Origin of the sequence: Algoriphagus marincola DSM 16067 (assembly GCF_000429405.1) — a bacterium.
GTDB classification, from domain to species: domain Bacteria; phylum Bacteroidota; class Bacteroidia; order Cytophagales; family Cyclobacteriaceae; genus Algoriphagus; species Algoriphagus marincola.
In genome coordinates this window covers 362,340-381,447 of sequence record NZ_AUBU01000002.1, presented here as the reverse complement: position 1 = coordinate 381,447, position 19,108 = coordinate 362,340, and the positions used below count along the sequence as shown (strand labels likewise).

Annotated in this window: 14 protein-coding genes and 1 tRNA gene; 7 read left to right on the top strand and 8 right to left on the bottom strand. The window is 41.2% G+C overall.

The features are described 5' to 3' along the window. The first annotated feature begins 5 nt into the window (after window positions 1-5). The 3 genes from G457_RS0104735 to G457_RS0104725 are packed head-to-tail and all read left to right on the top strand — an operon-like array spanning window position 6 to window position 3,954. Entirely contained in the window at window positions 6-437 is a 432-nt protein-coding gene (locus tag G457_RS0104735; protein WP_026945437.1) for a hypothetical protein, read from the top strand. Beyond that, window positions 434-3,568, top strand: a complete 3,135-nt coding sequence (locus tag G457_RS22185) for a PAS domain S-box protein (RefSeq protein ID WP_051260707.1) — start codon at window positions 434-436, stop codon at window positions 3,566-3,568. Before G457_RS0104735 ends, G457_RS22185 begins: the two co-directional genes overlap by 4 nt. Next, window positions 3,565-3,954 carry a response regulator gene (locus tag G457_RS0104725; RefSeq protein WP_026945436.1) on the top strand — a complete coding sequence of 130 codons (390 nt, stop codon included), beginning with the start codon at window positions 3,565-3,567 and terminating at the stop codon, window positions 3,952-3,954. The genes G457_RS22185 and G457_RS0104725 overlap by 4 nt, the downstream gene beginning before the upstream one ends. A gap of 141 nt (window positions 3,955-4,095) precedes the next feature. On the opposite strand, the gene G457_RS0104720 is transcribed toward G457_RS0104725, so the two are convergent. The 5 genes from G457_RS0104720 to G457_RS0104700 all read right to left on the bottom strand — a co-directional run bounded on the left by G457_RS0104720 (window position 4,096) and on the right by G457_RS0104700 (window position 8,935). After that, window positions 4,096-5,307: a glycoside hydrolase family 57 protein gene (locus G457_RS0104720; RefSeq protein WP_026945435.1), complete on the bottom strand. Its 1,212-nt coding sequence runs from the start codon at window positions 5,305-5,307 to the stop codon at window positions 4,096-4,098. A gap of 2 nt (window positions 5,308-5,309) precedes the next feature. Beyond that, the gene (locus tag G457_RS0104715; RefSeq protein WP_026945434.1) at window positions 5,310-6,593 is read right to left on the bottom strand and encodes a glycosyltransferase family 4 protein; all 1,284 of its coding nucleotides are present in this window, start codon (window positions 6,591-6,593) and stop codon (window positions 5,310-5,312) included. A 9-nt stretch (window positions 6,594-6,602) separates the two neighbouring features. Further along, complete coding sequence (locus tag G457_RS0104710) at window positions 6,603-8,519, bottom strand: amylo-alpha-1,6-glucosidase (RefSeq protein WP_026945433.1); 1,917 nt, start codon at window positions 8,517-8,519, stop codon at window positions 6,603-6,605. Window positions 8,520-8,627: 108 nt separating this feature from the next. Further along, on the bottom strand, window positions 8,628-8,768 hold the full coding sequence (locus tag G457_RS22955; protein ID WP_165967536.1) for a hypothetical protein: 141 nt from the start codon (window positions 8,766-8,768) through the stop codon (window positions 8,628-8,630). 91 nt (window positions 8,769-8,859) lie between these two features. After that, window positions 8,860-8,935 (bottom strand) — tRNA-His (locus G457_RS0104700). A gap of 235 nt (window positions 8,936-9,170) precedes the next feature. Here G457_RS0104700 and G457_RS0104690 point away from each other — a divergent pair. From G457_RS0104690 to G457_RS0104680, 3 genes are all read left to right on the top strand, one after another. Beyond that, the gene (locus G457_RS0104690; RefSeq protein ID WP_026945432.1) at window positions 9,171-10,520 is read left to right on the top strand and encodes a DEAD/DEAH box helicase; all 1,350 of its coding nucleotides are present in this window, start codon (window positions 9,171-9,173) and stop codon (window positions 10,518-10,520) included. A gap of 64 nt (window positions 10,521-10,584) precedes the next feature. Continuing rightward, a complete protein-coding gene (locus tag G457_RS0104685) occupies window positions 10,585-11,700 on the top strand; it encodes a DUF4221 family protein (RefSeq protein WP_026945431.1) in 1,116 nt (371 codons plus the stop codon). Window positions 11,701-11,702: 2 nt separating this feature from the next. After that, window positions 11,703-12,836, top strand: a complete 1,134-nt coding sequence (locus G457_RS0104680; protein WP_026945430.1) for an alpha/beta fold hydrolase — start codon at window positions 11,703-11,705, stop codon at window positions 12,834-12,836. 32 nt (window positions 12,837-12,868) lie between these two features. Here G457_RS0104680 and G457_RS0104675 read toward each other — a convergent pair whose 3' ends face one another. Further along, complete coding sequence (locus G457_RS0104675; protein ID WP_026945429.1) at window positions 12,869-14,365, bottom strand: M28 family peptidase; 1,497 nt, start codon at window positions 14,363-14,365, stop codon at window positions 12,869-12,871. 196 nt (window positions 14,366-14,561) lie between these two features. On the opposite strand from G457_RS0104675, the gene gcvP reads away from it, so the two are divergent. Next, complete coding sequence (gene gcvP, locus G457_RS0104670) at window positions 14,562-17,456, top strand: aminomethyl-transferring glycine dehydrogenase (protein WP_026945428.1); 2,895 nt, start codon at window positions 14,562-14,564, stop codon at window positions 17,454-17,456. 58 nt (window positions 17,457-17,514) lie between these two features. On the opposite strand, the gene G457_RS21045 is transcribed toward gcvP, so the two are convergent. After that, on the bottom strand, window positions 17,515-18,162 hold the full coding sequence (locus G457_RS21045) for an MCP four helix bundle domain-containing protein (RefSeq protein ID WP_035483136.1): 648 nt from the start codon (window positions 18,160-18,162) through the stop codon (window positions 17,515-17,517). A gap of 75 nt (window positions 18,163-18,237) precedes the next feature. Next, the gene (locus G457_RS0104660) at window positions 18,238-19,059 is read right to left on the bottom strand and encodes a glycoside hydrolase family 16 protein (protein ID WP_051260706.1); all 822 of its coding nucleotides are present in this window, start codon (window positions 19,057-19,059) and stop codon (window positions 18,238-18,240) included. Window positions 19,060-19,108 lie beyond the last annotated feature (49 nt).

The following is a 19,108-nucleotide window of genomic DNA, read 5'->3' as shown; positions in this document are numbered from 1 at the left end:
GGACTATGAAAACCTGGTATCTTATTGTTTTGGGGCTATTGGCAGCCCATCTCAGCTATGCACAGAAAGCCGACATAGGTGAATTGGATTTTATAATCAATGTAAATGATGTGACTGAATTACCCCAATCTGAAATATTGAAAACTTTCAAAAATGGGAGGTCACTTTGGGATAGTAATCAAAAAGTAATCATTGTTCTACCTGCTAAAAACTCTAGCCTTGCATCTGATGTGGCTAAGAATCTTTACAACACAAGCGTATCTGGAATGCAAAAGTTTTGGCTTGCCCTAGTATTTCAGGGAAGGTCCAGCCCCCCTGTATTTCTACAGTCGGCTAAGGACATTGTAGAATATGTTGAAAACAACCCAGGTGCAATTGCAGCTATTCCGGCAGGAAGTATTGAGATTCCCTCTAATTTGAAATTATCGATCAAATGAAACAGAATCCTTTAAAAAATATTCTCTATGGGCTTTCCTTTCGTATATGGTTTCCTTTTGCCCTATCGATTACCATTCTATTAGCATCCTTATTAGTCCTCTACCCTAGTCGGCAATCCACACTTTTTAAACAAAATTTTGAGACCGAATTTAATCAACTAGCGAGAACCACAGCACTTGGTGTCAACTTAGCCTTGCGAAATAATGACTTTGAAGGACTGGCAGACATCATTGATTTGGCCAATGTAAAGTCTGAACTGGAATATATTGCCTTGGTGGAAGAAGACTCCCTAGGTAACCTGACCGTATTCGCAAGCAATCCTGAAGGAGTAAATCCGGAATTGATACTAAATGCAGATTCCATAAACTATTTATTAGTAAAAAACCCGATAATTTCTGATGATTTGAATGGCTTTGTAGCCTTAGCCATATCGAATAAGGTAATTGAAGAGGCAATTTTTCGAATCAATTACCCCATTTACGTTTTCCTTGGGATCATCTTGGTAATGTCTTTAGGCTTATTTTATGGAATTGCCGAACGGATTGCTACACCGATCACCTATCTTACCAATATTTCAAATCGCCTACAAACTGGTGAATATGACATCGAAATAGAAACCATTTCAAATGTCGATGAGATTTCAAGTCTAAATACCTCACTGATAGAATTAAAGGAGCATTTGCTCCAAGCAAAAATCCAAAATGAAGAATTCAACTTTAAACTTGAAGAACAAATTCAAGCTAGGACAAAAGCTCTTGAGGAAACAAAAAACAGGCTGATAGAAGCTCAACGAATCGCCAAACTCGGGAATTATGAAGTAAACCTGATTACTGGTGAATGGCAAAATTCTGAAATGATCGATAATATCTTCAGAATACCGGATGATTTCGAGCGTAATAACAATTCTTGGCGGACATTTTTAAATGAGAAGAATAGTGAAAAACTGATTGATGCATTCTATAGATGTCGGGTTTTCAAAGAGTCATTTAAGATGGATTTGCAAATAGTGGATCCTCTCACGCAAGAGTCAAAATGGATTAGTATTACGGGATCTCCAGTAGTCTTATCCAATCAGGATATCCGAACTGTGACTGGGACAATTCAAGATATCACAGACCGGAAAGTGATAGAGCGGGAAGTAGAAAAACTCTCATTGGTAGCAAAAAGAACGTCAAATGGAGTAATTATCACTGATACGGATTTGAAAATCACTTGGGCAAATGAAGCATTCTTGAATCTCTCAGAATATTCTTTGGAAGAGATAATAGGACAGACTCCTAGGATGTTTCAATTCGAGAAGACAGACCATACAATTGCCAAACAAATCAAAAATGATGTTTTAAAAGGTAAAAACGTTACGGCTGAAATCTTAAATCGGGGGAAAAATGGAAAAGAATATTGGCTACAATTGAATATTGTACCGATGCGGGAGGATTCTGATAAAATCACAGGGTATATGGCTGTAGAAGTCGATATCAGTGAACTTAAAGAAAATCAAGCCCTTATTCAGCATCAGGTGGCACTTCAGAATATCTTAATTGATATTTCCTCTACTTACATCAATATTGACATCAATAAGATCGAGAATGTTATTTCAAGCTCACTTGAAAAAATGGCAAAATTCGTTAATGCAGATCGAGCTTACATTTTTGATTACAACTTTAAAGAAAAAATTACCACCAACACCTATGAATGGTGTGAAATCGGAATTGATCCGGAAATTCAAAACTTACAAAATGTTCCACTAGATCTTGTACCAGAATGGGTCGAAAGACATCTGAAAAAACAACCCTTCCTGGTAGAAGATATAAATGAGTTGCCTGCCGCAGAGGATGGGAAAACTAATTTAAGATCAATTTTGGAACCTCAAGGAATCCAAAGTTTGATTACGATTCCAATTTTTGAAGGCAAAAATTTACAGGGGTTTGTAGGCTTTGACAGCGTCAGGTCAAAACGAAAATACGCAGCTGAGGAAATCAAGCTCCTGACACTTTTCGGTCAAATGATCATCAATGTTAAAGAAAAGCAACGCGTCCAAAAACAACTCCAAATTCAGGAAGAAAAATACAGGAACATCATTGCGAATATGAATTTAGGATTCCTGGAAGTAGATGAAGACGATAAGATTATAGATGCAAATCTAAGCTTCTCTCTAATGTCAGGATATTCAACAGAAGAGCTTATCGGAAAAAGAGGCATTGATTTATTTTTCCCGGATGAAAAAGGAAAAAGGACCATTATTCAGAAAAACATCCTACGAAAAATCGGACAATCCGATGTTTATGAAACAGAAATAATAGACAAATTTGGAAACCGACGATGGTGGTTGATCAGCGGTGGTCCGAACTATAATGATGCAGGAGAAATGACAGGTTCGGTAGGTGTACACCTAGACATCACTGACAAGAAAAAATTAGAAGATGAGCAAACCCAATTACTTAATCTGACCCAAAAACAAAATGACCGTCTTAAAAACTTTGCCCATATAGTTTCTCACAACCTTCGGTCACATGCAGCCAACCTAAGCGGAATGATATCTTTTATTGAGCTACAAGACAAGCAGTTTGCGACCAATATCTTCTTTCAAAATTTCAAGAATGTCGTTGATAATTTGATGGAATCTATTCAAAACCTTTCGGAAGTAGCAGATATTCAAATAAATGAAGCTGGGGATTTGGATAGACTGAATCTAGTAGAAATAATTAACTCAACACTTCTTAATGTATCTTCTCTTGCGAGAGGCTCAGAGGTACAAATTAATTTTGAACAAAATCAAGGAAAAGCCTGGGTAATGGGTATATTAAGCTATTTAGAAAGTATTGTTTTGAACCTCCTTACCAATGCCATCAAATATTCTGATCCCAAAAAGCAAAAAAGAATAAATATTTTCATAGAAATTTCAGAAGAATGGACTATACTTCGGGTCTCGGACAATGGATTAGGAATCGATCTGAAAAGGCAAGGCCGAAAAATCTTCGGTATGTATAAAACTTTTCATAATCACCCTGATTCCAGAGGAATTGGTTTATTCATCACCAAATTCCAGGTAGAAACCCTAGGAGGAAAAATAGAAGTGGAAAGTGAGGAAGGTATTGGCTCTATCTTCAGCGTTCATCTAAAAAATCAATGAAAAAAAATAAGACTATCTGCATCATAGAAGATGATGAGAACTACTTGACTCTCACTCAAAAAATGATTGAATTCACAGGTCTTTTTGGCGAAATACTGACTTTCAGTAATGGGAAAGAAGCCTTTGAGGGAATTCTTCAAAGAAAAAAAGAAACGGATAACTTCCCGGACTTTATTTTATTAGATATTAATATGCCTATCTGGGACGCTTGGGATTTCTTAGATGAATTCTCAAAATTTTCATCAGAATTTTCTGGAATGATATATATAATCACAAGCTCCATAAACAAAGTAGACGAAGCTAAATCAGATCAATACCCCTTTGTCAAAGGTTATTTGAAGAAACCAGTAGGACTTGAAAAACTAATTGAAATTTTCAGTTCTTAAGACTAAGCCTAATAGGCTACAGACCCTCCAAGCCCTTTTCTTCAATCATTAATCTTAAATACCAACCCCTTAAATTCAATAGTCTTCCCAGTCTCAAGTAACAAAGACAGATAGCCAGAAGAGCTATATAAATCAATCATTTTAAGGAATCAGCTCCAACTCCTTTTGCTTCTCCTTGATCCGCAGCACAAAATCACTTAGTACATTCATATAATTGATGAAGGCATCATAAGGCGTATCGTAAGGACTAAAGTAAGAGTGAATGTCTCCATCGGAGAAAAACTTGGTACACATGTAGTAGAAGTGATCGGAGGTCTGAAGGTAATTCCAGTCCCGAATCAAATCCGGATCATCTAGCTTTCTCACAATTTTCTCCAATTCATAGAGTCGATCAAAGGCTTCATCCTGCAGGTCATTTCCCAACCAAGCTGTCAAGTCACGCTCTTCATCCGCCCAACTGATCGGATATGGCACATGAATGGCACTGACAGGCTCTACCTGACTCAAAACCTCTGATGGGGTAGAGAATCCATAATCCGTCTGACTCAAAACTGCCTCCGGCAAAGCGCGCATAAATTCAAAGATCCCTGTCTCCTTCCACTGATGCTCGCCAAAGGTCTCATAATCCATAAAGAGATTGAGAACCGGTTCGGACGCTGGAATAGGCTTGATCCAAGAGATGAATTTATCTACTGTCAAAGGATAATCCTTCCAAGTCTTGTTGGAGAAGCGGAAGGCAATATCATCCGAAAGCAGGAAATTTTTCAAGAGTACCTTGAGCTCCGGCTTGATACTGTTTTGGTACACATAATTGGGGCTTTTCCAACCCAAAACATGCTTTGCACCTTCTGTTAAAATGCCTTTATATCCCATATCCGCGACCATTTCTCCGATCTGATCGGAATAGATCAACTCGGTATTTCGGAAGACTTTGGGCGTGTAGCCATTAAATAATCGCTGGATTTTCTCCTTATGCTGATTCACCATGCGAGCAAACTCTTCCTTGCTCTTCAGGGCAGCCAGTGAGTGACCATAGGTTTCGCTCAGCACCTCCACATGACCTGTCGCCACCAGCCTTTGGAAGCTTTCGAGCACATCCGGCGCATAGGCTTCCAATTGGTCCAAATAGGTCCCTGAGAAAGAAAAAGTCACTTTAAACGCACCTTGATGCTTTTCGATCAGCTCTAGCAATAGGGCATTCATCGGCAAGTAGCACTTTTGAGCTACCCTTCGCATGACATTGCGGTTTAGAAAATCATCCCAATAGTAGTGGTCATCTCCAATATCAAAAAAGCGATAGGGCTTTAGCCGGTACGGCTGATGCACCTGAAAGTAAAAGCAAATCGTTCTCATGGTTATTGCGCTAAAGTTTTCTCATAAATCTTAACTAGTCGGGCAGCCACATGCTCCCATTTCAAATTCTTCAGTTCTTCGCTGCCTAATTCTTTAAACATCTTAGAAATCCCTTGGTAATGCAGCAAGGCAAAAGTGGCATCCGCCATCGCATCTACATCCCAATAATCGATTTTAATGGCATTCTGAAGGACTTCTGCTACCCCAGATTGCTTGGAAATAACGGTAGGCGTATTATGCCGCACTGCCTCCAAAGGTGCAATTCCAAAGGGCTCAGAAACCGATGGCATAATGTAAACATCTGAAATCGCGTACATATGATCTACATCCTCCCCTTTCAGGAATCCCGTGAAGTGAAATTTATGTCCCATTCGGAGCTCTGCAACTCGGTCAATCATCCGGTTGAGCAAATCCCCGGAACCTGCCATGACAAAGCGTACATTTTCATCTCGATCCAAGACCTTTTTGGCAGCCTCCACAAAGTATTCAGGGCCTTTCTGAAAAGTAATTCTCCCTAAGAAAGTGACGATTTTCTCCGGCACTTTCTTCACATATTTGGACTTGATGATGCTTGCATCCAAGACAGCATTGTGCAGCACACTGACTTTTTCCGCAGGAATTCCATAGCGGCGAATGATCGTATTCTTCGTGAGTTGGCTTACAGCCACTACATGGTCGGCGGCTTCCATCCCCGCCTTTTCAATATCAAAAACAGGCTTATTAACTGATTCACCGGATCGATCGTATTCGGTAGCATGCACATGGGCCACAAGTGGTTTACCACTGATTTCTTTTGCAGCTATACCTGCAGGGAAAGAAAGCCAGTCATGGGCATGGATGATTTCGTAATCATCGCGATCCCGGGCTATTTGAGCAGCAGTAAGAGCGTATCTGCTGACCTCTTCCATGAGGTTTTTACCATATTTCCCGCTGAACTCATATTTGGTAGTGAAAATACTTTCATCTACATCCGTCCGATCATGGATGGCATAATCAGTAAACTTCTGATACTCTTCAGGCCCCAGATATGGAACTAAAAAACTGGAAACTTCCAAGTAGGTCAGGTTTTTCCAGATACTTTTAAACTTCTTTTCCCGATAGTCTATGGTGATATCACTGGCATTGACAAAATCTGCCAATTCCTCTTCATCACCCCAAAGTTTGGGCACTACAAAAATCACCTCCTGATTGTGGTGAACCATCCCCTTGACCAAACCATAACAGGCAGTACCAAGGCCTCCGGAAATATGCGGCGGGAATTCCCACCCAAACATTAAGACTCTCATGAAAAATAATTATAAGCGTTTAATTAAATCCATCATACGAAGCAGCTCTCCCACGCTCCAAGCTTGAGAAATTGCTCCTTTCGGTCGATGCGGGGCATCTCCGTCAAATATTTCTGCTACAGTTCCTACACCATATTGGGTCATCACCCCATCAAAACCCTGAATGATTTTCTTAATGAAATTCTCCGCAGACTTTCCGTGTAGCTTGAGATAAGCATCGACAAAATGCCCCAAAGGCCACACCCAAACGGTGCCATTGTGATAAGCATTGTCCCGACTGATTGGATCACCGAAATAGTAACCTTTATAAGCGGGATCATCAGGCGCCAATGTTCGAAGTCCACGGGTAGTCAGCAGTTTGGACCTGACCAGATCTAGAATACTGGCTTTTTGATTTTCATCGAGCATGGAGTAAGGCAAGGAAGTCGCAAAAACCATATTAGGACGAATAGCCCAATCTTTTTCTCCATCATGAACAACATCGGCCAGATAGCCATTTTCTTCATCCCAAAACTCACTCAGGAAAGATTCCTTGGCTTTTTCTGCCAGCTTGCCATATTCCTGATCTCCGGAAAGCTCCTCATAGAACTTGAGTGCATTGTACCAAAGGGCCTGAATTTCCACAGGCGAACCGGTTCGAGGGGTTACCGGCCCATCCACTGTGACTGCATCCATCCAAGTCAATGCGACCCCGTCATAGCCTCCGTAAACCAAGCCATTATCCATGACATGAATATTGAAGTCGGTTCCTTCCCGATATCCATCGATTATGCCTTTTAGCTTATCCAAATACCTTTTTTGGATGGTCTTTTTATCTCCTGTAAAGAAAATGTATTGCTGAAGCGACCAAGAGAACCAAAGTGGCGCGTCGATGGAATTCATATTGGTGAAATCACCGCTGCCAACATTGGGAAAAAGCGGTCCCTTCAGATCACGGGACATCGTATCCATGATTTCCAGGAAAGTTTCCTTATCGCCTCTTGCCAAAGTCAATCCGGGTGCGGCCACAAAAGTATCCCGACCCCACCAGCCAAACCATGGATATCCTGCGATAATTCGGGTATCCCCTTCTCGCTTTCGGATAAATTGAGTAGCCGAGTTAATCAGGCAGTTTTCAAAATTATTTCGAGGAATTCTACGAGCTACTTCCTTTTCGAAAGCCCGCTGTCGGGTAGCCGGATCCGCCTCTGTCAGACCTGCCGCAAAAATCACGGATTCTCCCTTTTTGATATCGAATTCAAAGTAACCAGGCACATACAAATCCTCTTGATAATCGTAGCCTCGCTCCCTTTCGATGATGTACTCTACGTTATTGTACCATTTCGGGTCAGACTCAAAGGTGTTCTTCTTGGAAAGCTGTAGATACAAGGGATCATATACAGGGTAAAGTTGAAACTTCACCCCATTGGGCACTTTTTCAAAATCCTTATTGATGTCATTGTTTTCCTTACAAAGGGTATGATAGCCTCGGAAGGCCAAAAAGGGCTGAATTCGAATTTTGGTAGGAGAATGGGCTTCAAGCAAGGTGTATCGAATCATTACCCGATCCCGATTGGTATCGAGAATCAATTCCTTTTGGAGCAAAACCCCACCGACACGATAAGTCAGTTTCGGTATGGGTTCAGAGTCAAAATCTTTCAAGTACTTATGCCCCCGTGGGTGATAGTTGCCAGGAAACTTACTGATTCCCAAGTTGAAACTAGCGCCATGCTGAATAACGGTTTCATGGACCGTGGAAAGAAAAACATGGTTTTGAGAATCAATCTTTGGCTGAGGAGCCACCAAAAGCCCATGGTATTTCCTTGTATTACAGCCAATTATGGTAGTACTTGTATAGGTTCCCGAACGATTGGTACGTATGATTTCCCGGTCAAGGGAATAATTTAGGTTGACTAGTTGGGTCTTGTCAAAATGGATATAACTCATGGGTTGAAAAGTTGCTTCCGTTAAAATAGAATATAGAAACGGAAAGAAAAATCAAATGCAAAAAAATAAAGGTTATGTTGCCATAACCTTCTGATAATCGAATCTTTTTTAGGAGCGTACAGCTTCTTTTTGAATTTCCTCAAAATTTTTGAGGGACTCCTCAAACTTGACCATGTAATTACGGACAAGCGAGATATTCACCGGTTTCACCACCGGGAATTTCGGTGAGTTTTTAAACAATGTAAACATCTGAAGTTGGTTTAGTTTGTCGATTTGCACCAAATCCTGTGCCAAAGTACTGAGGATTAAAAGGAAAACCCCTCATTTTGAGGGGTTTTAGGGGTGAAAGACCGGGTTCGAACCGGCGACCTCTGGTGCCACAAACCAGCGCTCTAACCAGCTGAGCTACAATCACCATTTGATAATCTTCGAGAACTTTTTCTCAATCGGATGGCAAAGGTAGACAGAAGTCCCTTTTTGCGCAAGAATCATCCCGAAATTATTTTTAGAAATTGAGGAAAAAATCATGGACATCCTTTATCCACATTTCAAGTCCATTGATACTCTGAAGGAATAGACCCGAAAAGTTCCAACTGGTAATCGCTATATTTGCACAATATTCAATCTTTTCTCCTTCCAAATTCATCCATCATGGCCGAGCAGGCAATCAACTTTGAGGCATTTAAACTGAATAAGCAGCTACTTAATGCCATCGCAGAGGCAGGCTACAGCACTCCTACCGCTATTCAGGAGAAGGCTATTCCGCTTGGCTTGGCAGGTCATGATGTATTGGGAATTGCGCAGACAGGTACCGGAAAAACCGCTGCCTATGTGCTTCCCATCCTGATGAAAATCAAATATGCCCAAGGGATGCATCCTCGGGCGATGGTCCTGGCCCCTACTCGGGAGCTCGTCATGCAAATCGAAGCCGTCTGCAAAGATTTAGGAAAATATACCGATCTACGCGTAGTGTGCCTTTATGGAGGATTGGGACCAAAAACCCAAATAGAACAGATTGAAGCTGGAGTTGACCTGATTATTTCTACTCCGGGACGATTTATGGACTTATATAAGAAAGGTGTCATTCTGACCCGGGAACTGAAAACAATGGTCTTGGATGAGGCGGATAAAATGCTGGATATGGGATTCCTACCGCAGATTCGGGCCATTTTGGAAATTATTCCAGTGAAGCGTCAAAATCTACTTTTCTCAGCGACCTTCTCCGATAAGGTCGAGCGACTTTCTGCCGAATTTCTTGAATTCCCGGAGCGCGTCGAAATCACGCCATCTGCCACCACGGCGGAGACCATCGCCCAGGTCAAGTATTTCGTGCCAAATATGCGAACGAAAATCAACCTGCTGGAACACTTGCTCGAAAACGAGGAAATCAGCCGAGCCATCATTTTTACCCGAAGTCGGAAAAATGCCGAGGAAGTATCCAGCTTTCTGATGCGAAAAAAGGTAGGCGAAGTACGCGTCATCCATGCTAATAAAGGGCAAAATACCCGAATCAACTCCATGGAGGATTTCAAAGCCGGAGAAGTGCGACTTTTAGTAGCGACAGATGTGGCCTCCAGAGGCTTGGATGTGACGATGGTTTCCCATGTGATCAATTTTGATGTGCCCTTGATCTATGAGGATTACGTGCATCGAATCGGTCGAACCGGAAGAGCAGAAAATGAAGGAAAAGCGATCACCTTTATCAATCCGGCAGAAGTCTGGCACTTTGAGAAAATCGAGGAGCTGATCCGGATGGAGGTTCCTGAGGTCGCCATTCCAAAATCTGTGAAAATCACCGAAACGCCTTTTGCAGAGCAGCAGATTTATGCCCGTGAATTGGATAAGCTCAAGCAAAAGGAAAACCCTGATTACAAAGGGGCTTTTCATGAAAAGAAAGCCAAACCAAAACGAAATATCGGAAAAGGGGAAAAAGTGAAAGCAAAGAAATCCGGAAAGAAAAAGAACCGGAATCAGTTGAAGACGAAGAATAGGAGGAATTAAACAGGTATTGTTAAAAGAGACTAATTTCTTTTAAAATTGATCAACTTTTTTGGATTTTAGCTGAATGAATAGGTTTCTAGTTATCATTACGGCAGCCATATGCTTTTTTTCATGTCAGAACTCACCGCAGGAGGAACTCCTTTTCAAATACAAGATTGAAACTATTGAAATCCCTATTTCTCCAGAACAATTAAACTCTTATCAAATACAATCAAATTATTCTCTGAAAGGAGACAATTTTCTTGTTTCCTATAATGATAAGCGGCCTAGCTTAGATTTTTTTAATCTGGATCAAGGTGAAGTTATAGTATCAAAAAAATTAGAGTTTGAGGGCCCAGACGGGATTGGTAAAATTGAGTCCCTCTACGCTCATTCATCAGATTCCATTTTCGTCTATGAATTAGGTAAACTTCATCTTTTAAATGGCGATTTGAGTAAAAATCAATCTTGGGACCTATTTCAGATTTATGGCGAATTGAACTTTGGGATTCCACAGTGTAATTTTTATTTCAAATTATACTATGATTCAGAACGCCATTCTGTGTATTTTTTTATGAATCAAATGGGAGTTGACCCCAATGATTTAGGTGATTTACCAATTATGACCTCCTTGAATTTGGAAACTACTGAGGTAGAGATATTGCCTGTTTATCATTCAGAATATTTTAAATCTGTTTCGGGCCAGGTAGGATTTATGACATATTTGGGCTTTTACGGGAAGCTTGACAGTCAATTGATTTTCAATTATCAGTATGAGTCTTCAATTAACGCCTTCCATCTGGAGAATAAAAAACTGAGTAAAACCTCAAAGTCTGGATTAGAGGTAGTACCAACTATTCCTCGAACCAACGATCCTCAAGCCTATGATCAGCATGCCATTGAAAACCCACATTTTTTATCACCAATTCCTGATCCTTGGAGAAACGTGATTTACAGTATTGTTTGGGATAGCCCAGATGCTAATTCTTACAAAACTTATCTGGATAAAAGCCAGGTTCTGAGGGTCTTTAATAAGGATTTGGAGCTAATTCAGACTTTCCCTCTTCCTGATCGTACTTATCAAATTAATAATTGGTTTGTCAATGAAAATGGACTTTATCTCAATAAAGCTCACCCGGGAGATACTTTGTTAAATGAGGATTTTTTGATGTTTGATGTATTTAAAATTGAAGTCAATTAATCATGAGTCTTTTTGGTTTTATATTCCTTTTATTTTTTGGTCATTCAGATTGGATAGAAGTTCCCTTAGATCATGAAGACCCCTATTCCAAAAAAATCAAAATTGAATACTCTATTCAACAACCTTTTGACCCTAAAAAGAAAACTATTATTACTCATGCTGATCCATTTGATGAATATTTAGGATTAGAAGATTTGCTTGATTTGGAATTGACTGAGTTCAATCTTATCAAAATCCAAGGAAGATATTCTTCCCCTTATTTGAACCAATTTATTCAAGAAAACACCGAAATAAGATCTGATAAAAAATATCACTGGTTAAGTCGAGATCAAATAATCAAAGATATAGAACTGGTCCGAAAAGAAATTTTAGGGGATGATCCAGTGATTTTAATAGGATTTGGAAGTGGTGCAGGCCTTATTCACTACTATCTTCATGAATTTCCTGATAGAGTTGAAAAGGTGCTTAGTTTAAATCCACTACTTCTAGATATTCCAAAAAACCTAAGCTTTTGGGATCTTTTGGAAGGATTTGATTCAAAAATCGAAGAATACTCAACAGATCAAATTGTAAGATTCTCAGCACAATCTTCCGAACCCTATTTTTTCATGGATAAGCCCATTCGAGATAGCTTAATAGAATTGAATATTCAAAAATTCGTAGATACTTCTTATTTAGAGAGTCAAGAGGAAATAAGTCTCGGATTAGAAGCAAGGGCATTTGAGCATTATTTGGATATTGGAATCTATGATTTAGGGCCCTTTGGCCATTTTTTAGGCTTGCTCTCTTTAAACTTACGATCGAATACCATGTCTTTGGAATACTTCAACGGGACCAATTTTGATCGTGGGAAATTATTTTCTTCCAAAATAATTTTGGTAGGGGGCGTTTACAATTTGCTTTTAGACCCTAAGTCTTTTGATGTTATTGGAGAGTTTTATCCCAATGCTTCTGTACATTATCTAAGAGATGGGTATGATTTTTCGGAATCCCGAAAGCGCGGGATATGGGAAGCATTGATTTCAAGCTTATGCTCAAATGATGTTTCGGCCAAGATTGAATTGTTTAAGTTATTGCAAGAACAAGAATTACTGTTCCAGGAAAAAAATTACAATTCCATAATAGTGGGAAAATAAAAAAGGATCTCAGCTGAGATCCTTTTCCAATTTTATCGCTCTCCGCGAGTGTTCGTGCCATCTACTCGAGTTCGCTTCTCTCTGTTGGCAAGATCCCAAGCTGTATGGAAAATCAAATGCGCCCGCTTGGTCATTAGTGGGAATTCGATTTTATCCACAGTATCCGTCACTTGATGGTAATCATCATGTACTCCATTGAAGAAGAAGATGACTGGAATATCAAACTTCGCAAAGTTGTAATGATCTGATCGGTAATAAAATCTATTAGGATCATCCTCCGCATCATATCGGTAGTCCAAGATCAAGTCGGTATAGGTAATGTTATTGTACTCGTTGATTTTCTTCAAATCAGTAGAAAGCATTTCCGATCCGATCACATAGACATAGTCCTTGTTTTCCGCATCCTGATATTCGTAGTCAATACGACCTACCATGTCAATGTTGATGTTATTCACGGTATTAGCGATCGGGAAAATTGGATTTTCGGAATAATACTCGGATCCAAGCAATCCTTTTTCCTCACCAGTCACATTCAAAAACAGAATGGATCTTCTTGGCCGGATTCCGTCTTTGGCTGCAGTGGCAAATGCTTCGGCAATCTCCATGACAGATACTGTACCCGAACCGTCATCATCTGCTCCATTGAATACCTCTCCCGTAGAGCTCACACCTACGTGATCGTAGTGGGAAGAAATTACTAATACCTCTTCTTTTTTATCAGTTCCTTCCAAGAAGCCTAAGACATTGTATGCCTCCACCGGGGTCACACTTTTTTGCACTTGGTAAGACGCTTTTTGGGATTTGATGGACTCAGGATTGGACTTTGCAGCTTCCTTGAGCTCCTCCACCGGAGTTTCGAAAAGTTCCCCCATTTTATCAGAACTCACCAAGAAGATTGGCCGCTGTTCGATTTCACGCTCAAATCCGATTCTTCCTCTTCCGGATAGTGTCTTGTATCGGTTGGCAATCCGATCAAAGTTGGCCTGACCCTCCATGCTCACAATCACCACCCCGGCAGCTCCGGCATCCATGACCTTAGCCACCAAGCCATTGCTTCGCTCACCTACGGCCCAGATTCCGACTAGTTTTTCGCTTACATCTACTTTGGCAATGTTTTCATCATTGGCAAGGCCCAAGAAAACCAAATCCGTTTTAGAAGCCTTCTTCATGTCACCGTCACCGATAAACACAAAATCCTCGTTCTCAACCAAATTGGCTTTTCCAACTTTCAAACTGACCTTTTCAAACTTAGCGCTCACCAAAGGAACTTGCTGAAAATAGCCTCCGTCCACGGGACCAGTCAGTCCTAGTTCTTTGTAAAAATCAGCCAGATAATTGGCAGCAATCAGCCCTTCAGGTGAACCCGTATCCCTGCCTCTCATTTCATCAGAAGCCAAGAAAGTAAGGTACTCTTCCAAATCAGCCTCAGTAATCGTGTTGGCATATTTTACCTGCACGGGATTCTGCGCAAAAGAGCCCCAGGATATCCCCAAAGCCAATGCAGAAGTCAGTAGAAATCGTTTATTCATTTGTTTAAATTTTATTTTGATCGCTAAGCTAGACATTTTTTTATCCTATCGGTAAACCGTTTACACGAAAGGGGTGTTGAGGAGGTGAATTTCTGTCTGTTAAGCAAAGATTATCCCTTGATTAATTGTACCTTTGCCGCCAGAAATTGAAAATATTTCAGACCCTACTATTCATCACAGCTTCCATTAAAAAAGTATGAAGATTAACCTTTCGAATGCTGTCAAGTTTGAGAGCAGACACAATGGCCCGACAGAGGCGGAAATCGCAGAAATGTTGGAGAAGATCGGTGCCACATCCCTTGAGGAACTTATCAATCAAACCGTCCCAAAAGCAATTCAAAACGAAAGACCTTTGGATTTGCCCAAAGCGAAACTGGAATCTGAATTTCTGAGAGATTTCAAAAAACTCGCTTCCAAAAATAAGGTATTCAAATCCTTCATCGGGATGGGTTATTATGATACCATCGTTCCTGGGGTGATTTTGAGAAATGTGCTGGAAAACCCAGGGTGGTATACTGCCTACACTCCGTATCAGGCAGAAATTGCCCAAGGTAGACTGGAAGCTTTGATCAATTTCCAAACGGTGGTCATGGAACTGACCGGCATGGAGCTGGCCAATGCCTCTCTATTGGATGAAGGCACTGCAGCTGCCGAGGCCATGACCATGCTTCACTCCGTAAAACCAAGAGCGAAGAAAACCGCAAACAAATTCTTTGTAGACGAGAAAATCTTTCCTCAGACCAGAGCGCTTCTTGAAACTAGAGCTGAACCGGTTGGAATCGAATTGGTATTTGGATCTATTCAAGATTTGGACGTGACAGACCCTGAGCTTTATGGCGTCATGTTCCAATACCCTGATGCGGAAGGTGCTGTGAGGGATTATTCTGCTATCGTAGCTGCCGCAAAAGAAAACAATGTATTGACTGCCTTTGCCACAGACCTTTTGGCGCTCACATTGTTAACCCCTCCGGGAGAAATGGGAGCCGATGTGGTAGTAGGGTCTGCACAGCGATTTGGTGTACCAATGGGATATGGTGGACCTCACGCAGGATTTTTTGCAACCAAGGAAGACTTCAAAAGACAAATCCCAGGCCGAATCATCGGTGTATCTCTAGACCGTGCCGGAAACAAGGCTTATCGTATGGCGCTTCAGACGCGCGAGCAACACATCAAGCGTGAAAAAGCCACATCCAATATCTGTACCGCACAGGTATTGCTTGCCGTGATGTCCTCTTTCTATGCAGTCTATCACGGTCCGCAAGGATTGAAAAATATTGCGCTTCGTACGCATGGCCTAGCCAAATTGACAGCCCAAGCACTGAAGATGGTAGGCCTCGAAGTTTCTGATCAAACCTTCTTCGATACCATTCAGGTAAAAATGAATGAGGTATCTCGCGAGCGTGTAAGAGGATTGGCTTTAGGAGCTGAAATGAACTTCCGCTACGAAGAGGACTCTATCTTCATCTCCTTTGATGAGACTAAGTCGCTTGCTGATGTAGAAGCTATCGTATCCATCTTCGCTACAGAAGAAGGAAAGCATACATTGAACTTGGACGAATTGGTAGCTGACTTGAACTTGGAATTGCCAGAAGCCCTAGCCAGAAAGTCTGAGTACCTCACCCACCCTGTGTTCAACAACTTCCACTCCGAGCATGAAATGCTTCGCTACATCAAGCGATTGGAAGCAAAAGACCTTTCCTTGGTACACTCCATGATTTCCTTGGGATCTTGTACCATGAAGTTGAATGCTACCGCTGAGATGATTCCTGTCACTTGGCCAGAATTTGGGCAGATTCACCCATTTGCTCCAATGGATCAGACCTTGGGTTACCAAGAGTTGTTTTCCAATCTCAGAACATGGTTGACAGAAATCACCGGTTTTGCAGACACTTCTCTTCAGCCCAACTCAGGTGCTCAGGGCGAGTATGCTGGCCTGATGGTCATCAGAGCCTATCACATGAGCCGTGGCGAAGGTCACCGCAATATCGCTTTGATTCCTACTTCTGCCCACGGAACCAACCCTGCTTCTGCTGTTATGGCCGGAATGAAAGTAGTCTTGGTGAAATGTGACGAAAGAGGAAATATCGATGTGGCAGACTTGAAGGAAAAAGCTGCTGCAAATGCTGAAAACCTTGCAGCCTTGATGGTAACCTATCCATCTACGCACGGGGTATTCGAAGAAGCTATTCAGGAAATCTGTGCTACTATCCACGAATTTGGAGGGCAAGTTTACATGGATGGTGCGAATATGAACGCACAGGTAGGTTTGACCTCCCCGGGACGAATCGGTGCTGATGTCTGCCACCTCAATTTGCACAAGACATTCTGTATTCCTCACGGTGGTGGAGGCCCTGGCATGGGACCAATTTGCGTAGCTGCTCACTTGGCGCCTTTCCTACCCGGAAATCCAATCATCAAAACCGGAGGAACTCAAGCAGTATCTTCCATTTCAGCTGCACCATACGGTAGTGCGAGCATTCTTCCAATCTCCTACGCTTACATCGAGATGATGGGCGGAGACGGTCTGACCAATGCTACTAAAATGGCCATTCTAAATGCCAACTATATCAAGGAAAGATTGGATGGTCATTACCCTATTCTTTACACCGGTGCAAATGGAAGGGCTGCTCATGAGATGATCATTGATTGCCGTGGCTTCAAGGAGTTCGGGGTTGAAGTAGAAGATATCGCTAAGCGATTGATGGATTACGGGTTCCACGCTCCGACTGTATCTTTCCCGGTAGCAGGCACGATGATGATCGAACCCACAGAGTCTGAGACCAAGGCTGAATTGGATCGATTCTGTGATGCACTGATCGGAATCCGAGAGGAGATCAGAGAGATCGAAAATGGATCTGCTGACAAAGAAAATAATGTATTGAAAAATGCTCCGCACACGGCAAACATGGTCTTGATCGGAGAGTGGGAATTACCTTACTCCAGAGAAAAGGCTGTTTATCCTTTGGCTTATGTGAAGGATAATAAATTCTGGCCTACCGTACGGAGAATTGATTCTGCCTATGGTGACAGAAACTTGATGTGTAGCTGTATCCCTGTTGAGGAATACGCCCAAGAGCAGGAGCTCGTATAAATTCATAAAGAAGCCCGGTCTTTCGATCGGGCTTCTTTATTGATAGTCAAATTTTTACTTAGGAAATCACCCCTTTCGTTTCTTTTGATTTTCTGAAAATCAACCAGAACATCACTAAAATCAGGATAATTAAAAGCGCAACTTCGAATTGTGCCCAAATCTGAGAGCGATTGATTAGTCTTTTAGCTTTCTTGATCAATCTTTCACCTTCATCCAATTGGATCGCACTGAGATCATCCAAGTCCTTTCTCGCCTGAGAAATTTTTGCATCATATCGCTTGACTTGGTCGATATTTACTCCACTAGAATCAGTGTAAAGTAAATCATAACTCTTGATTGATAGATCATTCACAATGATATTTTTGAAATCTGTCAAATATTGAGATTCATCCGGTGTTAGCTTTGTCTTTTCAAACTCTTCTATGATCTCCAAAATTTCATTTTCCTCCTGTTCAATTTCATCCAAAACGCGTGAGTAATCATAATCAATATCGCAGTGATCTACGAGCTTTTGAATCTGAAAAAGACCTTCAGAAATATCAAAAATGTAGCTTTCTACCACCAGTCTATCATTATACACCTCGGTAAAGGTGGAACTGATCTCTTTAAAATTCTGACGCTCAATAAGATTTTTCGCATAGATCAACAAAAGCAAAAGGCTGACGATAAAGAAGGCCTGAAATTTTTTTCTTCGAATTGAGGACATGGTATTTTAGTAAGTAAGGCTAACTAATTTTCTTCTTCAGTTTAGGCATTCTTGGACAGTTTGCCAAAAATTAAATTAGGGGTTCTCTCCCGGCATTTCATCATAGACCCGGACAAAATCGACCACAAGCTGCTGTGGCCAAATATCCGGATCTACACCTTCTCGACCTCCCCAATTTCCTCCGACAGCAATATTCAGAATCAAGTAAAAAGGTTGATCAAAAGGCCATTCCTGATAGCTTCTTCCCGTATTTTCAAAGGTGAAATACTGAACACCATCCACTAGAAAATCAATTTTTTCTTCAGTCCAATTGATGGCGTAAACATGAAATTCAGAATCAAAATCAGGAACTTGAATCTGCTTTCCCTTCTGGGTCCCTTTGACATGATTAAATGCCTCTGTATGTACAGTGCCATGAACCACTCCGGGATCATATCCCACATGCTCCATGATATCGATTTCACCATTTTTAGGCCAACCACCATGACGGTTCTCCTCCGCTAGCATCCAGATAGCCGGCCAGGTCCCAACTCCTTTGGGAAGCTTTGCCCGCACTTCTATGTAGCCATATTTCCAGGTTGCTTTTCCCCTAGTGAGTAATCGAGCAGATGAATAGCCTTTTGGAAAACCCGCATCAGACCTCGCCTCAATGATCAAATATCCATCTTCTACCCGGGCATTTTTAAGGTCTTTTTCTGTATAAAACTGCAACTCATTGTTTCCCCAGCCATGATCACCGACGTCATAAGTCCATTTGGCCGGATCAGGTAAGCCCGGATTTTCAAATTCATCTGACCATATCAGTTTTTGAGCTTTCATAGATGGGATGTTGACAAAAAGAAATAAAAAGGAAAGGTACAAAAAGGCCTGATAAGGATTTTTTAATTTAATAGGCATGGAACTATTTTTTAGGTAGATAGGTTTTATTGTTGTTAATCTTTTATTC